15 protein-coding genes and 2 pseudogenes are annotated in these 20,466 nt (G+C 64.2%); 9 read left to right on the forward strand and 8 right to left on the reverse strand.

Features of this window, described 5'->3' with window-relative positions; translation table 11 throughout:
- Positions 1 to 195, reverse strand: a pseudogene (locus FNJ47_RS55540) (hypothetical protein); the annotation flags it as partial.
- Between FNJ47_RS55540 and FNJ47_RS21530 the strand changes: the two are divergent.
- Together FNJ47_RS21530 and FNJ47_RS21535 are read left to right on the forward strand one after the other, a co-directional pair.
- Positions 112 to 393 (forward strand): annotated as a pseudogene (locus FNJ47_RS21530) (permuted SH3 domain-containing protein); the annotation flags it as partial. The pseudogenes FNJ47_RS55540 and FNJ47_RS21530 sit on opposite strands and share 84 nt — an antisense overlap.
- 23 nt (positions 394 to 416) lie before the next feature.
- Complete coding sequence (locus FNJ47_RS21535; RefSeq protein ID WP_163156626.1) at positions 417 to 3,599, forward strand: efflux RND transporter permease subunit; 3,183 nt, start codon at positions 417 to 419, stop codon at positions 3,597 to 3,599.
- A 133-nt stretch (positions 3,600 to 3,732) separates the two neighbouring features.
- Here the strand turns inward: FNJ47_RS21535 and FNJ47_RS21540 are convergent, their stop codons facing one another.
- From FNJ47_RS21540 to FNJ47_RS21555, 4 genes are all read right to left on the reverse strand, one after another.
- Entirely contained in the window at positions 3,733 to 3,951 is a 219-nt protein-coding gene (locus FNJ47_RS21540) for a hypothetical protein (RefSeq protein ID WP_028334528.1), read from the reverse strand.
- Between the two features lie 238 nt (positions 3,952 to 4,189).
- Positions 4,190 to 4,990, reverse strand: coding sequence for an SDR family NAD(P)-dependent oxidoreductase (locus FNJ47_RS21545; RefSeq protein ID WP_163156628.1), 801 nt, complete (start codon positions 4,988 to 4,990; stop codon positions 4,190 to 4,192).
- Between the two features lies 1 nt (position 4,991).
- The gene (locus FNJ47_RS21550) at positions 4,992 to 5,546 is read right to left on the reverse strand and encodes a carboxymuconolactone decarboxylase family protein (protein WP_163156630.1); all 555 of its coding nucleotides are present in this window, start codon (positions 5,544 to 5,546) and stop codon (positions 4,992 to 4,994) included.
- 63 nt (positions 5,547 to 5,609) lie between these two features.
- The gene (locus tag FNJ47_RS21555; RefSeq protein WP_163156632.1) at positions 5,610 to 6,560 is read right to left on the reverse strand and encodes a hotdog family protein; all 951 of its coding nucleotides are present in this window, start codon (positions 6,558 to 6,560) and stop codon (positions 5,610 to 5,612) included.
- A gap of 268 nt (positions 6,561 to 6,828) precedes the next feature.
- Here FNJ47_RS21555 and FNJ47_RS21560 point away from each other — a divergent pair, with 268 nt between their 5' ends.
- From FNJ47_RS21560 to FNJ47_RS21575, 4 genes are all read left to right on the forward strand, one after another.
- Positions 6,829 to 10,302 (forward strand): indolepyruvate ferredoxin oxidoreductase family protein, encoded by a 3,474-nt coding sequence (locus FNJ47_RS21560; RefSeq protein ID WP_163156633.1) that lies wholly within the window; start codon positions 6,829 to 6,831, stop codon positions 10,300 to 10,302.
- Positions 10,303 to 10,489: 187 nt separating this feature from the next.
- Complete coding sequence (locus tag FNJ47_RS21565) at positions 10,490 to 10,915, forward strand: hypothetical protein (RefSeq protein WP_181957701.1); 426 nt, start codon at positions 10,490 to 10,492, stop codon at positions 10,913 to 10,915.
- 312 nt (positions 10,916 to 11,227) lie between these two features.
- The gene (locus FNJ47_RS21570; protein WP_163156635.1) at positions 11,228 to 12,808 is read left to right on the forward strand and encodes an alkaline phosphatase D family protein; all 1,581 of its coding nucleotides are present in this window, start codon (positions 11,228 to 11,230) and stop codon (positions 12,806 to 12,808) included.
- A gap of 167 nt (positions 12,809 to 12,975) precedes the next feature.
- A complete protein-coding gene (locus FNJ47_RS21575) occupies positions 12,976 to 13,794 on the forward strand; it encodes an aldo/keto reductase (RefSeq protein WP_163156637.1) in 819 nt (272 codons plus the stop codon).
- Between the two features lie 102 nt (positions 13,795 to 13,896).
- Here FNJ47_RS21575 and FNJ47_RS21580 read toward each other — a convergent pair whose 3' ends face one another.
- The gene (locus FNJ47_RS21580; protein ID WP_163156639.1) at positions 13,897 to 14,115 is read right to left on the reverse strand and encodes a hypothetical protein; all 219 of its coding nucleotides are present in this window, start codon (positions 14,113 to 14,115) and stop codon (positions 13,897 to 13,899) included.
- Between the two features lie 161 nt (positions 14,116 to 14,276).
- On the opposite strand from FNJ47_RS21580, the gene FNJ47_RS21585 reads away from it, so the two are divergent.
- Complete coding sequence (locus FNJ47_RS21585; protein WP_163156641.1) at positions 14,277 to 15,557, forward strand: amidohydrolase family protein; 1,281 nt, start codon at positions 14,277 to 14,279, stop codon at positions 15,555 to 15,557.
- Between the two features lie 12 nt (positions 15,558 to 15,569).
- On the opposite strand, the gene FNJ47_RS21590 is transcribed toward FNJ47_RS21585, so the two are convergent.
- Together FNJ47_RS21590 and FNJ47_RS21595 are read right to left on the reverse strand one after the other, a co-directional pair.
- Complete coding sequence (locus tag FNJ47_RS21590) at positions 15,570 to 16,808, reverse strand: aminotransferase-like domain-containing protein (RefSeq protein ID WP_163156643.1); 1,239 nt, start codon at positions 16,806 to 16,808, stop codon at positions 15,570 to 15,572.
- 59 nt (positions 16,809 to 16,867) lie between these two features.
- Positions 16,868 to 17,410, reverse strand: coding sequence for a DUF3124 domain-containing protein (locus FNJ47_RS21595; protein WP_165445793.1), 543 nt, complete (start codon positions 17,408 to 17,410; stop codon positions 16,868 to 16,870).
- A gap of 59 nt (positions 17,411 to 17,469) precedes the next feature.
- On the opposite strand from FNJ47_RS21595, the gene FNJ47_RS21600 reads away from it, so the two are divergent.
- Both FNJ47_RS21600 and ribB read left to right on the forward strand, forming a co-directional pair.
- Positions 17,470 to 19,215 (forward strand): cation:proton antiporter, encoded by a 1,746-nt coding sequence (locus FNJ47_RS21600; RefSeq protein ID WP_163156645.1) that lies wholly within the window; start codon positions 17,470 to 17,472, stop codon positions 19,213 to 19,215.
- Positions 19,216 to 19,357: 142 nt separating this feature from the next.
- Positions 19,358 to 20,434, forward strand: coding sequence for a 3,4-dihydroxy-2-butanone-4-phosphate synthase (gene ribB, locus FNJ47_RS21605; RefSeq protein ID WP_163156647.1), 1,077 nt, complete (start codon positions 19,358 to 19,360; stop codon positions 20,432 to 20,434).
- Positions 20,435 to 20,466 lie beyond the last annotated feature (32 nt).

Here is a 20,466-nt window from a genome sequence, read left to right on the forward strand (position 1 = left end):
CTGCTGCTTGGGCTGGCCCATGCGCACACGGGCGAACTGGCCGGGGATCAACCGGCCGTCATCGTTCCCGAACACGGCGCGGACGCGGATGGTACCGCTCTGGCCATTGACCTGGTTGTCGATGAGCGTGCCGTCGGCACCGACCAGGACAAGAAGTTCGTCATGCTCGTCGGCGACGACAGCCGTGCGGTCTATCGCTCGGTCACGCTTGGCGGCGCGGTCGATGGCTTGCGGATCGTCACCGCCGGCCTGAAATCCGGCGACCGTATCGTCGTCAATGGCCTGCAGCGCGTGCGCCCGGGCGCACTTCTGAAGATGGAAGTCGCCGAGATGGGCGCGCGGGGCATGCAGCAGGCATCCACTGAAACCAACCAGCACGTCGTGCAGCGCTAGGCGCTGCGCGCGGGGGCGGAGCCATGAATCTCTCAAAATTCTTCATCGACCGGCCGATCTTCGCCGGCGTGCTATCGATCCTGATCTTCCTGGCCGGCCTGATTTCGCTGCTGGCGATGCCGATCTCGGAATATCCCGATGTAGTGCCGCCGTCGGTCGTGGTGCGCGCGACCTATCCCGGTGCCAATCCGAAGGTGATCGCGGAGACGGTGGCAACCCCGATCGAGGAGCAGATCAACGGCGTCGAGGGCATGCTCTATATGTCGAGCCAGGCGACCACCGACGGCGCGATGACGCTGACGGTGACGTTCCGGCTCGGCACCGACCCCGACAAGGCGACCCAGCTCGTGCAGAACCGGGTGCAGCAGGCCGAGCCGCGCCTGCCGGCCGTGGTGCGTCAGCTCGGCATCATCACCAAGAAGAGCTCGCCCGACCTCACCATGGTCGTGCATCTGCTGTCGCCGAACAACCGCTACGACATGACGTATCTGCGCAACTATGCAGTGCTCAACGTCAAGGACCGGCTGGCGCGGATCGACGGCGTCGGCGACGTCCAGCTCTATGGCGCCGGCGACTATTCGATGCGGGTCTGGGTCGACCCGCAGAAGGCTGCCGAGCATGCGCTGACAGCCAGCGACGTAGTGCGCGCGATCCAGGCGCAGAACGTCGAAGCCGCCGCCGGCGTGGTGGGCTCTTCGCCCAGCGTCAAGGGCCTCGACCTCCAGCTCTCCGTCAACGCCGAGGGCCGGCTGTCGACCGAGGAGCAGTTCGGCGACATCGTGGTCAAGACCGGCTCGGCCGGCGAGGTGGTGCGGCTGCGCGACGTCGCCCGGATCGAGCTCGGTGCCTCCGAATACGGCCTGCGCTCGCTGCTCGACAACAAGCAGGCGGTCGCGATCCCGATCTTCCAGGCGCCGGGGTCGAACGCGCTGGAGATCTCCGACCATGTCCGCGCCACCATGGCCGAGATCAAGAAGAACATGCCGGAAGGCGTCTCCTACCAGATCGTCTACGATCCGACGCAGTTCGTGCGCTCGTCGATCGAGGCCGTCATCCACACGCTGCTCGAGGCGATCGCGCTCGTCGTGCTGGTCGTGATCCTGTTCCTGCAGACCTGGCGCGCCTCGATCATTCCGCTGATCGCGGTCCCGGTGTCGATCGTCGGCACCTTCGCTGTGATGCATGTGTTCGGCTTCTCGATCAACGCACTCAGCCTGTTCGGCCTGGTGCTCGCGATCGGCATCGTGGTCGACGACGCCATCGTCGTGGTCGAGAACGTCGAGCGCAATATCGAATCCGGCCTGTCGCCGCGTGATGCGACCAACCAGGCGATGCGCGAAGTGTCGGGCCCGATCATCGCGATCGCGCTGGTCTTGATCGCGGTTTTCGTGCCGCTGGCCTTCATCTCCGGCCTCACCGGACAGTTCTACAAGCAGTTCGCGCTGACGATCGCGATCTCGACCGTGATCTCCGCGATCAACTCGCTGACGCTGTCGCCGGCGCTGTCGGCGCTGCTCTTGAAGGGGCATCACGAGCCGAAAGACTGGCTGACCCGAATCATGGAGAGGTCGCTGGGCTGGTTCTTCCGCGGCTTCAACAAGGTCTTCACCAAGTCCTCGGAGAACTACGGCCGCACCGTCACCAAGGTGATCTATGGCAAGGCCGTGGTGATCGGCCTCTATGTGCTCTTGATCGGCGTGACCGGCGTGCTGTTCAAGCAGGTGCCGTCGGGCTTCGTGCCGGGCCAGGACAAGCAGTACCTGGTCGGCTTTGCGCGGCTGCCGGACGGCGCCACGCTCGATCGCACCGAAGAAGTGATCCGGAAGATGAGCGACATCGCGCTGACGCAGCCGGGTGTCGAAAGCTCGGTGGCATTCCCCGGCCTGTCGATCTCCGGCTTCACCAACTCGTCCAACGCCGGCATCGTGTTCTCGACCCTGAAGCCGTTCGACGAGCGTAAGGATCCCTCGCTCAGCGGTCCGGCAATCGCGATGGCGCTGAACAAGAAATATGCCGGGATCCAGGACGCCTTCATCGCCATGTTCCCGCCGCCGCCGGTCAATGGCCTTGGCACCATCGGCGGCTTCAAGCTGCAAATCGAGGATCGTGCCGGCCTCGGCTATGAGGCGCTGAACGACGCCACCAAGGCGTTTATGGGCGCGATCCAGAAGGCGCCGGAGATCGCCGGCGCGTTCTCGAGCTTCCAGGTCAACGTGCCGCAGCTGTTCGCAGACATCGACCGCACCAAGGCGTTGCAGCTCGGTGTTCCTGTCACCGAAGTCTTCAACACGCTGCAGATCTATCTCGGCTCCTACTACGTCAACGACTTCAACAAATTCGGCCGCACCTATTCGGTCTATGTGCAGGCCGACGCGCCGTTCCGCGCGCGCGCCGACGACATCAGGCAGTTGAAGGTGCGTTCGTCGTCCGGCGACATGGTGCCGCTGTCGGCCTTGTTGAAGGTCCGCCAGAGCGCCGGTCCGGAGCGTGCGATCCGCTACAACGGCTTCCTGTCGTCGGACATCAACGCCGCTGCGGCGCCAGGCTATTCCTCCGGCCAGGCGCAGGAGGCGGCAACGCGGATTGCTGCCGAAACGCTGCCGCCGGGCTTTGCCTTCGAGTGGACCGACCTGACCTATCAGGAGTTCATCGCCGGCAATTCCGGACTCTGGGTATTTCCGCTGGCGATCCTGCTGGTGTTCCTGGTGCTCGCCGCGCTCTATGAGAGCCTGGCGCTGCCGCTCTCGATCATCATGATCGTGCCGATGGGCCTGTTGGCCGCGATGTTCGGGGTCTGGCTCTCGAAGGGCGACAACAACGTCTTCACCCAGATCGGCCTGATCGTGCTGGTCGGACTGTCGGCCAAGAACGCCATCCTGATCGTCGAATTCGCGCGCGAACTCGAATTTGCCGGGCGTTCACCGATCCGCGCCGCGATCGAGGCAAGCCGGCTGCGGCTGCGCCCGATCCTGATGACATCGATGGCGTTCATCATGGGTGTGTTGCCGCTGGTGCTCTCGACCGGTGCGGGCTCGGAGATGCGGCGCGCGATGGGCGTCGCGGTGTTCTCCGGCATGATCGGCGTCACGGTGTTCGGCCTGTTCCTGACGCCGGTATTCTACGTGTTGCTGCGCGGCCTCACCGGTATGAAGCCGCTGACGCAGCACGGCGAGGCGACCATTCCGGGAAAAGCACACGCGGCATGATGCCGCGTGTGCAGAGCGTTTTCGAGCGAAGTGGGTACCGGTTCGCGTGAAGAAAACGCGTCAAAACAAGAAACGAGAGCTTCGGTTTTGATCGAATCAAAACTGAAGCTCTCGTTGTGTCAGCTTCGAAGGATCAGGCTGCGATATCGAGCAGCAGAAGTGACGAACCGCGGACCAGCACCTTGCGGCCCGCGGGCGTGAGTTCAAACGAATCGCCGCGCACGGCGACATAGCCGAGCGTGATCAAGCTTTCAACGGCGAACCGGTTCAGCCGTGACGGGTTTGCTGCGGGAGCCCGCAGCGCTTTCAGCGCATCCCACTGATCGGGTCTGAGTTCGAATTCTTCGCTCATCGTTCCAGGCACTCCAGAAGTTCTTGGCGTGCGAGATACAGAGCGCAGATGAATTTCGTGCGACCACAACGAGTCAGGATTTCGATTTATGTGGACACGCCGTCACATCGCCGTGTCATTGGAATACTTCAATTTTTTCGAATCATTGCGGTGCAATGACGCGTGATTGCGTCACAGAGATTAACCGCACGTGGTCACACAGGTTAATTGTATTGATTAACCAGGCCAAAGCGGCTGTTTAACCGCGCCGTACGCTTGCACCGCCGTCGACCGGCAACGTGACACCGGTCACGAAATTCGCTTCATCGGATGCGAGAAACAGCGCGGCATTGGCGACATCCCAGCCGGTGCCCATCTTGTGACGCAGCGGCACCTTGCTGTCGCGCTCGGCCTCGACCTCGGCGCGGCTCTTCTTGAATTCGCGAGCGCGCGTGTCCACCGCCATCGGCGTGTTCATCAACCCCGGCAGGATCACGTTTGCGCGAATGCCGTATTGGGCATTCTGGTAGGCGAGCTGTTCGGTGAAGGCGATCATCGCCGACTTTGTCGCCTTGTAGGCGACGTAGGGATAGGTCGTGATCGCGGCCATCGACGAGATGTTGATGATCGAGCCGCGCTGCTGCCGGCGCATGATCGGGATCACATGCTTGGCGGCAAGGATGCAGCTCTTCAGGTTGATCGCCACGCAGCGGTCGAACGCCTCCTCGGTGATGTCGAGCAGCTCGGCATCACCGCCGGAGAGGCTGACGCCGACATTGTTGTGCAGGATATCGACGCTGCCCCAGCGACCATGCGCATCCGCCACCATCGCCTTGATGTCGGCATTTTTGGTGACGTCGGCCTTGAAGGCGACGGAAGTGCCGCCCTTGGCTGCGATCAGGTCGACGGTTTCCTGGGCCGAATCCAGATTGTGATCGACGCACAGCACCTTGGCGCCTTCGCGGGCGAAGGTCAGCGCGGTGGCGCGACCGTTGCCGATGCCTTCGCCGGGGCTCTGCCCGGCGCCGACGACGATGGCGACGCGATCTTGCAGACGCATGTCACTTCACTCCCGGGATCGGGTACTGTTGCAGTACCTCTTTGTAGGCTGGTTCGTTGTCGATCTGCATGGTGGCGAGCACGCGCACCACGGCGCAGTAGAACGCGATCGTCAGCACCAGATCGGTCATGTGCTCGTCGGACAGCTCTCGCTTGATCTCGGCAAAGGTCGCCTCCGACATCGCGAGCTCGCGCACCATTTCGCGGGCCCCCCTCAGGATCGTCTTCGCCAGCGGCTCGAGTTTCGACGGCTCGCCGTCGGTCTCCGCGATCAGGCCCTCGATGTCCTCGTCGGTAACGCCGAACTCCTTGCCGATCTTCACATGATGGGTGAACTCGTATTCCGACTTCTCGAGCCAGCCGACCTGGAGGATCGCCAGCTCGCGCAGCCGCGGGTCGAGCTTGCTCTTGAAGCGGATATAGCCGCCGATGCCGTTGAAGGCGCGCGCCATGTCCGGCGAGTTCACCAGCAGTTTGTGCAGATTGGTGTTGCGCTTGAGCATGTCGCGATATTCGGGTGCGACCTGATCGGCTTCGAGATAGGGCAGGCGGGCCATTTGTTCTTGTCCTTGTTGCGGCGGCTTGCAAGAGAGGCGTCGTCGGGAGAGACGGCTGTCGCGTCAGCCGTAGAGGGCTTTGTGCTCGCTTTCATAGTTGGCGTAGGAGTCCTTCATGCTGGCGCCGTTCAGCAGCATGGTCGCAACCTCTGCGTTGTCGGCATCGAACACGGTCGAGCGCACCCACATGCTCTCGGTGCGCTTGCTGCCCGAAAGGGCGACGACCTCCCGCTCGACCCAATAGGTCTCACCAGGGAATAGCGGCCCGCGCAGCAGGCGGATCTCCTGATCGGCGAACAGCCCGACGGCGGGGCCGCGGACCGGCAGCCGGTCCTCGCGGGCCCGGTACTGGAACAGCACGCTCAGCATCTCCATCGGGATGACGGCGCGGCCCCAGGGATTGTACTCCAGCGAATAATAGTCGGACGGCTCGGTGATCACCTTGAGCTTGTCGGCCAGCGAAAACGGATAGAGATCGCCCATGTTCTGGTCGAAATCCATCTTGATCGCCTGCCGCGGCGTTTTCATGCCGACCTTGATGTCGGCGAGGATGACGGGATCGGCCAGCGGCTTCAGTTCGCCGAGCCGGTGGGCGAGCGCGGTCTCGGTGCCGTCGCCGTCGATCGAGGCGGTGCCGCGCAGGATCTCGGTGCCGTCGCGCTTGATCATCCCGACGGTGCAAACGGTCTGCCCCGGCTTCGGCTTCTCGATCCGGGCCTGCACCTCTTCGCCTTCGAACACAGGATTGCGGTAATGCGCGGACAGACACCCGGTCATGAACCAGGCCCGGCCCCAGATCCGCTCGCACAGCGGTGCGAACTGGCTGAAATGGGTCGGTCCCTCGATCGTGCCGCCGCGGAAGCCGAGCTTCTGCGCGGTTGCGTCGTCGTGGATCGACGCGTGAGAGTCGTAGGTCTGGGCCTGCAGCATCTGCTTCGGGCTGCGCCAGGGACCCACCAGCAGATCGCCGTTCTCCACGATTTCCGTCGTGAACGCGGATTCGACTTTAATCATCCTTGGTCTCCCTTTGCGCGCCACCGTTTCAAAGATGCCGGGGTTCGGCAAGGCCTCGCAGAGGAACAAGGCCTCGCAGAGGAACAAGGCCTCGCAGAGCAACAAAGCCTCGCAGGCTACAAGGCCTCGCATGCACAGCACGAGATATGTGCTGCGGCCATGGAACGGGGCTGTTCATGCATAACAAAATCAGTGCATGCTGATGCATGATCATCGGGAAGATAACGAGACCGGTCCGGGCCGGCGTGACTGATTGACGGGGAAACTGATGGCGTTGATGGAAGTTGGACTGGACGACAAGTACCGGTTGGATACGAAACGAATCTTCCTCTCCGGTACCCAGGCTCTGGTCCGATTGCCCATGTTGCAGCGCGAACGCGACCGCGCGCACGGGCTGAACACCGCCGGTTTCATCTCCGGTTACCGTGGTTCGCCGCTCGGCATGTACGACCACGCGCTGTGGCGGGCGAAATCGTTCCTCAAAGAGCACGACATCGCCTTCGTTCCCGGCCTCAATGAGGATCTGGCGGCGACCGCGGTCTGGGGCAGCCAGCAGGTCGGCATGTTCCCCGGCGCCAAGGTCGATGGCGTATTCGGCATCTGGTACGGCAAGGGCCCCGGCGTCGACCGTTCGCTCGATGCACTCAAGCACGCCAATTCGGCCGGCACCTCGCCGAACGGCGGCGTGATCGCGCTGGCCGGCGACGACCATGGCTGCCAGTCCTCCACGCTCGCACATCAGAGCGAGCAGGTGTTCGCCTCGGCGCTGATGCCGGTGGTCAATCCGGCGACGCTGCAGGACTATCTCGATCTCGGCATTCTCGGTTTTGCACTGTCGCGCTATTCCGGCTGCTGGGTCGGCTTCAAGGCGATCTCGGAGACGGTGGAAAGTTCGGCCTCGATCGTCAGCGATCCCGATCGCATCAAGATCATCATGCCCGACGATTTCGAGATGCCGCCGGGCGGGCTTTCGATCCGCTGGCCGGATCCGCCGCTGGAGGCGGAGCGGCGTCTGCATGGTCCGAAGATGGACGCGGTCGCGGCGTTCGCGCGCGTCAACCGGTTCGACCGCATCGTGCTGGATTCGAAGCCGGCACGGCTCGGCATCATGGCGACCGGCAAGGCCTATCTTGACCTGCGCCAGGCGCTCGCCGATCTCGGTATCACCGATGCCGATGCGCAAGAGCTGGGCCTGCGCATCTACAAGGTGGCGCTGACTTGGCCGCTCGAAGCGCGCGGCGCGCGCGCCTTCGCCGAGGGCTTGCAGGACGTGCTCGTGGTCGAAGAGAAGCGCGGCTTCATTGAGGATCAGCTGGTCCGCATCCTCTACAACATGGACGCGTCGAAGCGGCCCTCGGTGGTCGGCAAGCGCGACGAGAGCGGCGCGCCGTTGCTGCCAAGCGAAGGCGAGCTGACGCCGACCATGGTCGCCGCTGCCGTGGTGGCGCGGCTGCGGCGGCTCGGCCACCGCAGCCCGCTGCTGGAGCAGCGTTTGGCGAAACTCGAGGCGTTCGACCGTCCGGCCGAGGGCACCGGCACCGCGAAGCTGCAACGCACGCCGTATTTCTGCTCGGGCTGCCCGCACAACTCCTCGACCAAGATCCCCGACGGCAGCCGCGCCATGGCCGGCATCGGTTGCCATGGCATGGCGCTGTCGGTGCCGAACCGCAACACTCAGACCATCTCGCATATGGGCGCGGAGGGTGTGAGCTGGATCGGGCAGTCGCCGTTCACCAGCGAACAGCATGTGTTCCAGAACCTCGGCGACGGCACCTACACGCATTCCGGTCTTCTGGCGCTGCGCGCGGCGTCCGCGGCGGGCGTCAACATCACCTACAAGATCCTCTACAACGACGCGGTGGCGATGACCGGCGGCCAGCCCGCTGAGGGCGGCTTCACGGTGTCGCAGATCGCCCACCAGGTCTGGGCGGAGGGCACCAAGAAGCTTGCGATCGTCTCCGACGATCCGGATAAATACCCCGCCAATTATTTCCCATCGGGCGCCACCATCCACCATCGCCGCGAGCTCGACGCCGTGCAGCGCACCTTGCGCGAGATCGAGGGACTCACCGTCCTGATCTATGACCAAACCTGCGCCGCCGAGAAGCGTCGCCGCCGCAAGCGCGGGCTGTTTCCCGATCCGGCCAAGCGCGTCTTCATCAACGAGCGCGTCTGCGAAGGCTGCGGCGACTGCTCGGTAGCGTCGAACTGTGTCTCGGTGCAGCCGCTGGAGACCGAGCTCGGCCGCAAGCGCCGCATCGACCAGTCGAACTGCAACAAGGATTTCTCCTGCATCGAGGGCTTCTGCCCGAGCTTCGTGATGGTGCAGGACCCCAAGCTGCGCAAGGCCGACCGCACTGCGGCCGATCCCAAGGCGCTGTTCGCGGATTTGCCGACGCCGCCTGCGAGCGCGCTGACCGGCCCCTACAACATCCTGATCACCGGCATCGGCGGCACCGGCGTCATCACCATCGGCGCGCTGCTCGGGATGGCCGCGCATGTCGAGGGGATCGCCTGCTCGACGCTCGACTTTACCGGCCTGTCGCAGAAGAACGGCGCGGTCATGAGCCATGTCCGCCTCGCGCCGACGTCGGACATGCTGACCACGGTCCGCATCGCGCCCGGCAATGCCAACCTGATCCTCGGCTGCGACCTCGTCGTCGCCACCAGCGTGCCGGCGCTGAGCCGCGCCGAGCGTGGCGTCACTCGCGCCGTCGTCAACGCCGATCTGCTGCCGACCGCGAGCTTCGTGATCGATCCCGATATCGATTTTGAAGCCAGCTCGATGCGCGATGCGCTGAACGGCGCGGTGAGACCTGATGATCTCGACATCCTCGACGCCACCGGCCTTGCCACCGCGCTGATGGGCGACAGCATCGCCACCAACGCCTTCATGCTCGGTTTCGCATTCCAGCGCGGTGCGATCCCGCTGTCGCTCGAGGCGATCCTGAAGGCGATCGAGCTCAACGGCGCCGCGATCGAGATGAACAAGACCGCGTTCTCGTGGGGCCGGCTTGCCGCGCACGATCTGCAGCGCGTGGTCAGCGCCGCGCGCTTCAAGAGCGCAGGTGCCGCACCGGCCAAGAAGACGCTCGACGAGGCGATCGCGTTCCGCGCCAAATTCCTCACCGACTATCAGGATGCGGCTTACGCCAAGCGCTATCTCGACGACGTTGCGCGTGTTCGTTCAGCCGAAGCCGCGGCGGCTCCGGGCTCGCAAGACCTGACCGAGGCCTTTGCCAAGGGCCTGTTCAAGCTGATGGCCTACAAGGACGAATACGAAGTCGCGCGGCTCTATTCCGATGGCGAGTTTGCGAAGGCCTTGAGGGAGCAGTTCGAGGGCAATTCCGGTTTGAAGGTCCTGCTGGCGCCGCCGCTGCTGGCGCAGCGCGATCCCGTCACCGGGCGTTTGCAGAAGCGCGAATTCGGTCCATGGATATTCAAGGCGTTCGGCATGCTGGCGGGGCTGAAGGGGCTGCGCGGCACCGCGTTCGACATCTTCGGCTACACCGCGGAACGCAAGATGGAGCGTGCGCTGCCGGTGGATTATTCGGCGATGATCCTGCGTCATCTCGACGGCAACAAGCCGGTCGATCTGCCGCGCCTCGTGGCGCTGGCGAAGGCTGCGGACCTCGTGCGCGGCTATGGCCACATCAAGGAAGGCAACGTCGCCCGCTACCGCACCGAATGTGCGCGGCTGGAGCGCGCGATCGGCCAGCCGCTGGCACAGGCGGCTGAGTAGGGCAGAGCGTTTTCGAGCGGAGGGGGGGCCGCGTTCCGCCATCGGAACGGGGCTCTTCGGGGAACTTTCCACGGCCGCCTTGGTTGACCGGTAACCCTGCCCGCAGCCAGCGGCTGGATTCGCGCGGCCGGGTCCCTACATGATGGCTGTTCCGTTCGAGTGATTTCAGGAGGCCCTTTTGACGGTCCTGAAAAGTGTTTTGGCTGCAACTGTTTGCACCGCGTGCCTGGCTTTGGGTGGCGTGGCGTTTGCCGACGACTATCGCCCGAGCGAGTTCTTCAGTCTCGATCTCTCCCAAGCGGTGCTGTCGCCGAAGCGGCTTGGCCCGCCGGCGCAGTTCGAGCCGGTACCGGTCGAGGCGAAGACCGACCGCAGTCCCGATCAGCACGCCAATATCGAACCGAAGGTCGAAGAGCCGAAGGTCGCGCCGCAGAAGGCCGTGCGGACGAGCAGAGTGACCGCTCAGCCTGAACCGAAGCGCGCGGCTGCACGCGCGCCCGCCCGCGCCAGGCTCGCACGGCGGCACTCGAACCCGCTCGATGCGGAAGCCCGCGACGTCAGGATCCAGACCTGGCCGTGCCGCACCGGCGGCATCTGCAACTGGCAGCGGTGAGAGGCGGCGTCGCGTCTTGTTCTCTCATTCGCGTGGACAGCTAACCCGTCATCCTGAGGTGCGAGCGGAGCGAGCCTCGAAGGATGCACGGCCCTGATCTAGCAGCCGGGCCGTCGATCCTTCGAGACGGCGCTACGCGCCTCCTCAGGATGACGGGTTTGGCGCTTGAGCGCTCGGTGCCCGATGCCGTTCCCGGAATCCCGCCGAGTCATCTCGCCGTCGCAAAACCGTCGGCGGAGAGTCAAGAAACCGTAAGGCCGGAGTCAAGGAGCGCAGGCAAAACCTTCGTTACGATTCGACGAAGGTTATTCGATGCCGACAGCGATCTTCGCGAGGAGGCGAGGCCTTACCCGGCGTCAGCTTCTGGTGCGCTCGGCGTCGACGGCCGCGCTGGCGGGACTGGGCGCGCTGGCAAGGCCTTATCTGAGCCGCGCCGCGGATCGACCAGCGATCGCGGGTATCCAGTCCGGCGACGTCGCCAGCGATTCCGCCGTGATCTGGGCCCGTGCCGATCGCGCCGCGCGCATGCGCATCGAATGTGCCGCGGTCGAAAGCTTTGCGACAATCTTGCGTACCGCGACGGCCGACGCGCTGCCTGAGCGCGACTTCACCGCAAAGCTGCTGCTCGACGGCCTGCCGCCGGGCCAGGACCTGTTCTATCGCGTGCAATTCGAGGATCACGACGGCATATCGGGCGAAAGCCGCGTCGGACATTTCCGCACCGCGCCGACTGACCGTCGTTCGGTCTCGTTCGTCTGGTCCGGTGACGTGGTGGGGCAGGGCTGGGGCATCGATCCCGCGCGCGGCGGTCTGCGCAGCTACCGCACCATGCTGAACGAGCGCCCGGATTTCTTCATCCATTCCGGCGATCACATCTATGCGGATTGCACGGTGCCGGCGGAGCAGGCGCTGCCGAACGGCGAGATCTGGCACAACATCGTCACCGAGGAAAAATCGGTCGTCGCGTACACCCTCGACGAGTTTCGCGGCAACTACAAATACAACTGGCTCGACGAGAACTTCCGCGCCTTCCACGCCGAAGTGCCCGTCTTCGCGCAATGGGACGACCACGAGGTGGCCGACGACTGGTCGCCGGTCGGCACTGCTGATGCGACCGGCTACGATGCGGATGGCAGCTCGCGCCTGGTGGCGGGGGCGCGCCGTGCCTTCCACGAATTCATGCCGATGCGGCTGATGCCGGAGCGCGACGGCCGGGTCTATCGCAAGATCCCCTACGGGCCCTTGCTCGACGTCTTCATCATCGACATGCGTTCCTATCGCGATTCCAGCTGGAACAAGCAGGGCGATCCCGACCAGGCGTTCATCCTCGGCGACAGCCAGCTCGCCTGGTTGAAGCGCGAGCTCGTGGCGTCCGATGCGACCTGGAAGGTGATCGCGGCGGATCTGCCGATTGGCCTCATCAGCCTCGATGCGGTCGCGCTCGGCGACGGCCCGCCCGAGCGGCGTGAGCACGAGATCGCCGATCTCCTGTCCTTCATGAAGCGCGCGGGCGTTCGCAACACGGTGTGGCTCACCGCCGACATGCACTACACCGCCGCGCATCACTATGATCCGAACCGCGCGGTGTTCCAGGAATTCGAGCCGTTCTGGGAGTTCGTCTCCGGCCCGCTGCATGCCGGCACCTGGTCGCCGGGCGAGCTCGACAACACCTTTGGCCCGAAGGCGATGTACCAGAAGGGATGCTCGGCCGAGCAGGGCGACAATCTCGCGCCCTGCTTCGGCTTGCAATTCTTCGGCCGCGTCGACATCGACGGCCAGACCGGCGTGATGACGGTGACCCTGAAGGACGTCGATAACCACGACCTCTGGTCGGTCGACATCGAGCCGCGGCCGGACGCGCGGCCCGTCCAGATCATGGCGCAGCACATATAGGCCCGCCCCCAACCCCGTCGCGACATCTTGATCGCCGCTGCCTTGCCCGAAGGCCCGGTTTGCGGGCAGAATGCACGCTAGCAGTCCTGCCAATTTCATTCCCACGAAACGATTTGCTGGCGTGACGTCGTCGATTTCATCGGCGTCCCACGCGTCAGGAGCTATCCATGGAAAATCTGCAGACACAGGGCATCAGCCTGCCGCAGCTCGGCCTCGGCACTTTCCGCATGCAGGGCGATGCCTGCCGCGGGGCGGTCGAGAGCGCGCTCGGGCTCGGTTACCGGCATATCGACACCGCCGAGATGTACGCCAACGAGGAGGCGATCGGGGCTGCGATCGCGGACTCGAAGGTCGCGCGCAAGGACCTGCATGTGACCACCAAGGTCTGGCACGAGAATTCGGCGCCGGATGCGATCCGCAAGGCGTTCGACGCGAGCCTGAAGAAGCTGCGGCTCGATCATGTCGATCTCTATCTGGTGCATTGGCCGTCGAAGAGCATGCAGCTGCCGGCCGTGTTCGAGACGTTGATGCGGCTGAAGGAGGAGGGCCGCGTCCGCGCGATCGGCGTCGCCAACTTCACCACCGCGCTGCTCAAGACCGTGGTCGAGGACATCAAGGCGCCGATCGCCTGCAACCAGATCGAATATCACGCCATGCTGGACCAGACGCCGGTGCGGAAATATCTCGCCGCGAAATCGATCCCGCTGGTCGCCTATTGTCCGCTGGCGCAGGGCCGCTTCGCCACCGACGAGACGCTGGCGAAGATCGGCCGCAAGCATGATGCGACCGCAGCCCAGGTGGCGCTGAAATGGCTGCTCGATCAGGACGGCGTTGCGGCGATCCCCAAAGCCTCGCGCGCCGAAAGCCAAAAGGCCAATCTCGACGCGCTGAAGGTCAGGCTCGACGACGACGATCGCAAGTCGATCGCGGCATTGCGCAAGGACATGCGCTGCGTCAACCCGGGTTTTGCGCCAGCGTGGGATTGAACCGCATCGACCTTCCGATACGGAATCAGAAAATGGCTCCGCGAGGAGCCATTTTCCGTTGTGTCGGTCTTTTCGTGTTTGCAGGTCTTCAGTATCGATTGCCTAGTAGCGATCCCGCCTGATCACGACCGCGCGGTCATGGTCGTGATGCCAGCCGCGATGCCAGCCACGGTCATGGCGCATCTCGGCGCGCGCGCCCCAGCCACGATCCCAGTGATGATGATGGCCGCGCTTGATCACGACGGTCTCGGCGCTCGCGATCGACGGAACGGCCACCGCAAGCGTACCAATCGCCGCAAGAACAAAACCGATCTTTTTCATTTCATCCTCCTCAAATGATGCGGGGAGGAAACCGTGCAGCCATCGAAACGTTCCTCAGGAACCGCCAGAGTTTTCTGAACGATTGTTCAGCTGGCCTTGCTTAACCACTGCGTCCGACGCATCATCGCGCCATAAAAATCAATGTTCGGGGGGACGTTGCCGTGAGTGGATTTTCACGCCGGGATTTTTTGAAAGCTACGGGATCGGTCGCCGCTAGCGCCATTGCGAGGCCGGCATCTGCGGCGATGGGGCCGGACGACAAGTTCGACCTCGTGATCAAGAGCGGCGACGTGATCGATCCCAGCCAGTCGTTGCGCGGCAAGCGCGACATCGGTATCCGCTGGGGCCTTATCGAGGCGATCGAAAACGAGATTCCCGCCGCGCGCGCCACCAAGATCATCGACGCGTCGGGCCAGCTCGTGATGCCGGGCCTCGTCGACCTGCACTGCCACGTCTACCCCTACGGATCGGCGATCGGCATTCCCGCCGACGAGCTGGTGCAATTCCAGGGCACCACGACGGTGGTCTCGGCCGGCGATGCCGGCGTCAACAATCTCGCGGCGCTGCGGCGCTTCATCGTGGCGCAGTCGCGGGCGCGGATCTACGCCTTCGTCCATATCGCCAATAACGGCCTGTCGGCCTTCCCGGTGGCCGAACTCTACAATATCGACAACGCCCAGGTCGAAGCCTGCGCCATGGCGCTGGCCGAGAACCCGGACTTCCTGATCGGGGTCAAGGTGCGGATGTCGGAGAACGTCATCTTCGAGCACGGCGTCGAGCCGCTGAAGCGCGGCATCCAGGCCTGCGAGATGTGCGGCTGGCCGGCGCGGATGATGGTGCATATCGGCGGCGTCGAAACCAAGGAGTTGATGTCCGACATCCTCAATCTGCTGCGGCCGGGTGATATCCTCACCCACGCCTATTCCGGCGCGCCGAACATGTCCGGCGCTTTCACCAACATCGTGCAGGACGGCAAGCTCTTGCCGGCAGCGCTCGAGGCCAAGCAGCGCGGCGTGCTGTTCGACGTCGGCCATGGCGGCGGCAGTTTTGACTTTACGGTGGCGGAGATCGCAATTCCGGCAGGTTGCACACCCGATACGATCTCTTCCGACATCCACGTCTTCTCCGGCAATTCGCCCGGCATCCCGTTCCTGCCGAACGTGATGAGCAAGTTTTTGGCGATGGGCTCCTCGCTGGATCAGGTCGTCGCGATGGCGACCTCGGTGCCGGCGCGGATCATCAACCGCACCCCGAAGATCGGCACATTGCAGCGCGGCGCACCCGGCGACGTCGCGATCATGGACCTTGTCGAAGGTCCGGTCACCTTCGTCGACACCCGCAACAACAAGCGCGACGGCAATCAGCAATTGAAGCCGGTGCAGACCGTGGTCAACGGCGTACCGTTCGGCCGGCCCTATCAGGCGCCGTTCTCGGTGAGGTAGGCGAGCGGAGCGCTACCCGCGCTTCTCGACATTGCTGCTGCGTGCCGGCACGCCGAACTCCTTGCGGCACACCTCGGCCAGCACGGCGACGCCCTCGCGGATCTGCTCGTGCGAGGGGCTCGCGAAGCAGAGGCGCAACCGGCTGCCGGAATGCGCCTTGCTGGTCGACCATTCCGGGCCCGGATTGATCGAGACCCCGGCGGCGAGCGCGGCCTGGTAGAGCTTCAAGGTATCGACATTGTCGGGTAGCTTGACCCAGAGGAAGATGCCGCCCTTCGGCGCCTCGAATTCGGCCGCGGTGCCGAACTGCTCGTTCAGCGCCTCCATCAGCGTGTCGAGTTTTGCGCGCAGTCCTCGCGTCAGTTTGGGCACATGGGCCGCAAAATGCGGCGTGCAATATTCCGACAGCACCATCTGCTCCAGCGCGCCGGAGCCGGCGTCGGTCTTCAGCGGCAGCATCCGCGACATGATTGCCCAGGGCGCGACGATGAAGCCGACCCGCAGCGCCGGCGCGATCGACTTCGAGAACGAGCCGATATGGATCACGCCGCCATGCGTGCTCATGGCATAGATCGCGGGCGGCCGCTCACCGTTCCAGATCAGATCGGCATAGCAATCGTCCTCGAAGATCGGCACGCCGTATTCTTTCGACAGCTTCAGCATCTCGGCGCGGCGGCTCTCGGGAAGGATCGAGCCGGTCGGGTTCTGCACGGTCGGGATGGTGTAGATGTATTTCGGCGTGATGCCGCGCCGCTTGTGATCGGCGAGCGCTTCGGCCAGCGCATCGATCCTGATGCCCTCGCCATCGAGGGGAATGCCGACCGCATTGACGCCGAGCCGTGTCAACCGGTTCAGCGAGCCCTGATAGGTCTCCTGCTCGATCAGCACGGTGTCGCCCTTGGCGAGCAGCGTGTGATTGACGAGATCAAGCGCCTGCAACGAGCCGGAGACGATCATGACCTCGTCCGGCGTGCAGGCAATTCCGGCGTCGCGCTTCAGCTTCTCGGTCAGGAACTGGCGCAACGGCAGATAGCCCTGCGGCCCGTGCGCGAGGTTGTAGGTCGCGAGATTCCTACCCTCGCGCTTCAGCACCGCGTTCATAGCCTCCAGCAGCCCGTCGACCGGGACCTGGTCGGGATCGTTGTTGCCGCCGACGAAGCTGTACTTGGCGAGCCCGGTCCAGCGCGCGGCCGGCGCAGGCAGGCCGGCCGGGAGCAGCGGTGCAAAGTCGAACTGGGCTGAGGTGGACATGGACGTTTCGCTCCGTGTTGTTGTCGTTGAGAAGGCCCGTGGAAGGGCCTTCCGTGAAGTCAGTTCTTGCCCACCAGCCGGACCGGGCGGCCCTGGCTGATGAAGGCGTAGTGCCCGGCGCCGACGCTGCCGACCATCAAGGCCTCGACCGCCGGTTCCGCGATCTCGCCGGCAGCCGCCCAATCGACCACGAAATTCGCGCCGGTGCCGCCGCGGGTGTCGGTCGTGGCGATCGCAACCTCGACCGTCGCGAACGGTTTTAGCGCGATCGGTGATTTGAGGTAGCTCTCCACCATCTTGCCTGATGTGTCGAAATAGGCGATCCGCTTCAGCACCAGCGGTTTGGTCTCGGAGGCGTTGTGTACGCTGAGCGTCACCGAGAAATCGGCCCTGAGCTTGCCCTGGCTCATCGACACGCTGGAATACACCGGCACGTAGAATGCACCCGAGGCGGTGAGGCCTTCCGATGGCACCGCCGTCAGCGAGTTCGCGAAATTTTGTTCAATACTTGCCGAGGATTGTGCTAGCGCCTCCGGCAAGCGCACGGTGAGCAGGCAGAGCAAAATGGCCAGAAAAATGCCGCCTGCGCGGATGTGACACATTGCTCGGTTGATCCTCACGCCCGGCCCTCTAGGTTGCGGCAACAGGAAGTCTTTGACGCATGCATGAACTGATTCCCGATATCACGCTCTGTATCCTGCTTGCCTGGGGGATTGGGCTGCTTGCCCATTTCTCCCGGCAACCGCTGATACTGGCGTACCTTATCGCCGGCTTTTTCATTGGTCCATTCGGCATGGGCTGGGTCAAGTCCCAGGAATCGATCAGCGTCATCTCCGAACTCGGCCTGATCTTCATGCTGTTCATGATCGGGCTGGAAATCGACCTCAAGAAGATCATCCGCGCCGGCAAGGTCATCCTGTTCGCCGGTGCCGGCGAGCTGATCGGCGGCTGCCTGATCGGCGTCGCGTTCTTCGCCGGAATTGGGCTTGCGATCGGCGGCGGCAAGTTCGATGCGGTCTATCTCTGCGTCGCCTGCGCGCTGTCCTCGACCGTCATCATCGTCAAGGTGCTCTACGAGAAGCGCGAGCTGGATACGCTGCCGGGCCGGATCACGCTCGGCGTGCTGGTGCTGCAGGACATCTTCGCGATCCTGTTCCTGGCGGTGCAGCCGAGCCTCGACAATCTGCAGATCAGCGTCGTGCTGCTGTCGATCGCCCGCGTTGCGGTGCTGGTCGTGACCGCGCTGGTGCTGAGCCGCTACGTGCTGCCGCGGCTGTTCCACCAGATTGCGCGCCGGCCCGAGCTCGTGCTGCTCGGCGCGCTCGCCTGGTGCTTCCTGATCGGCGAGATCGCCGAGCGGCTGCATCTGTCGCGCGAGATGGGCTCGCTGGTCGCTGGCGTCTCGATCTCGACCTTTCCCTATGCGCTCGACGTCACCGCCAAGGTCACGACGCTGCGGGATTTCTTCATCACGCTGTTCTTCGTCGCGCTCGGCATGACGATCCCGATTCCCGGCCTCTCCGTGATCTGGCTTGCGCTGGTCATCGCGGCCTTCACGGTGGTGAGCCGCCTAGTCACGACCTTCACGCCGCTCTATCTGATGAAGCAGGGCCTGCGCGCCAGCCTGCTGCCGGCGATCAATCTGGCGCAGATTTCCGAGTTCTCGCTGGTGGTGATCCAGACCGGCGTCGCCGCCAACCACATCGGAACCGAAACCGCCAATGCGGCCTCGTTCGCCTTTGTGGTGCTGGCGGTGCTCTCGACCTTCGCGATGGGCCGCAGCGATCAGATCGTGCGCGGCCTGATCGGTCCGTTGAAGCGGATCGGGCTGCGCGATCTCGACCATGTGGGCGAGGGCCGCGGTGAGGGCGGCCAGGAGGGCGGTCAGGAGGGCAGCCATGGCGAGATCCGGCGCATCGTGATCCTCGGCTTTTTCCGTGCGGCGAGCGCGCTGATCAGCCAGATCGAGCGGCAGAACCAGTCGCTGCTGGAGCAGATCAGTGTCATCGATTTCAATCCGCTGGTGTTCCGCACGCTGTCCGACCGCGGCATGCATGTGATCTATGGCGACATCAGCAATGTCGACACGCTGGTTCACGCCGGGATCGGCAAGGCCGAGATCATCATCCTGAGCGTGCCGGATTTCCTGCTGGTCGGCGCCGACAATGAGAAGCTGGTGCGTCACGTCCGCGCCTTGAATCCGACCGCGCGGATCGTCGCCACCGCGGATCTCCTCACCGGGGTCGACGATCTCTACGCCGCCGGCGCCGACTACGTGACGGTGACCCGGCTCAGCGACGCCGGCGAGCTCTATTCGGTGATCGAGGCCGCCGACGCCGGCCTGCTCGACGACAAGCGCGCCGAGCTGGACGCTCAGCTCAGCGACCGGCGCGAGGTGCTGCCGTAGAAACCGGCGACGGGCTCCGGCCGCCGTCCTGGCATGCCTGCCGACGATGCCTGCCGGACGCATGGCGGGTTGCATAATGATACTGGCGCTGACATCGGAACCCGGCTAATCCACTGCCTGCATAAAGCGAGATGTCAGGACAATGGCCGATACGATCCAGGAAGTGCTGCAAGCCTTTGCGAAGGGTGAACTCGTCGTCGTGACCGACGATGACGATCGGGAAGGCGAGGGCGATTTGATCGTCGCGGCGTCGTTCTGCACGGCGGAGAAGATGGCCTTCATCATCCGCCACACCTCCGGCATCGTCTGCGCGCCGATCACCACCGAAGATGCCCGCCGGCTGCGGCTCGACCCGATGGTGGCGCACAACGAGTCCAACCACACCACGGCGTTCACCGTCTCGATCGACTACAAGCCCGATGGCGGCACCGGCATCTCGGCCGAGGAACGCGCCTCCTGCTGCCGCGCGCTCGCCAATCCCAACGCCGGCGCCAATGATTTTGCGCGCCCCGGCCACATCTTTCCGCTGATCGCGCGCGACGGCGGCGTGCTGCTGCGCTCCGGCCATACCGAGGCCGCGGTCGATCTGTGCCGGCTCTCGGGCCTGCCGCCGGTCGGCGTCATCAGCGAGCTGATGAACGACGATGGAACCGTGATGAAGGGCGAGCAGGTTGCGAAATTCGCCGCCCGCCACAAGCTCAAGCACGTCACGATCGCTGATATGATCGCCTATCGCCAGGCGCGCGAGAAGCTGATCGAGCGGGTCGCGACCTTCACCACCGAAAGCCCGATCGGCCCGCTGCAGGGCTATGCCTATCGCTCACCGTTCGACGAGATCATGCATGCCGCCTTCGTCTATAACGGCATCGGCGATGGCAGGGACGTGCTGACGCGGCTGCACAAGCCCAACATCGTGAAGGACCTGTTCACCGGGCCGGCGCGGATGGAAGCCGTGCTGCGGCACTTCAAGGCTGCCGGCCGTGGTGTGCTGGTATATCTGCGCGACGGTGCCGCCGGTGTTCCGGTCCAGCCGGTCGGCGAGCAGAAGTCGGCGGAAGCCGATCGCAACAAGCAATGGCGCGAGGTCGGCGTCGGCGCTCAGATCCTGCGCGATCTCGGCGTCACCTCGATCCGGCACCTGACCTCGTCGGTGCATGACTACAAGGGGTTGTCCGGTTTCGGCATCGAGATCGTGTCGAACGAGAAGTTCGACGGCTGATGCGGGTCATTCTGGGCGCGATGCGTGCGCAT

Source organism: Bradyrhizobium uaiense (assembly GCF_010811875.1).
Lineage (GTDB): Bacteria > Pseudomonadota > Alphaproteobacteria > Rhizobiales > Xanthobacteraceae > Bradyrhizobium > Bradyrhizobium uaiense.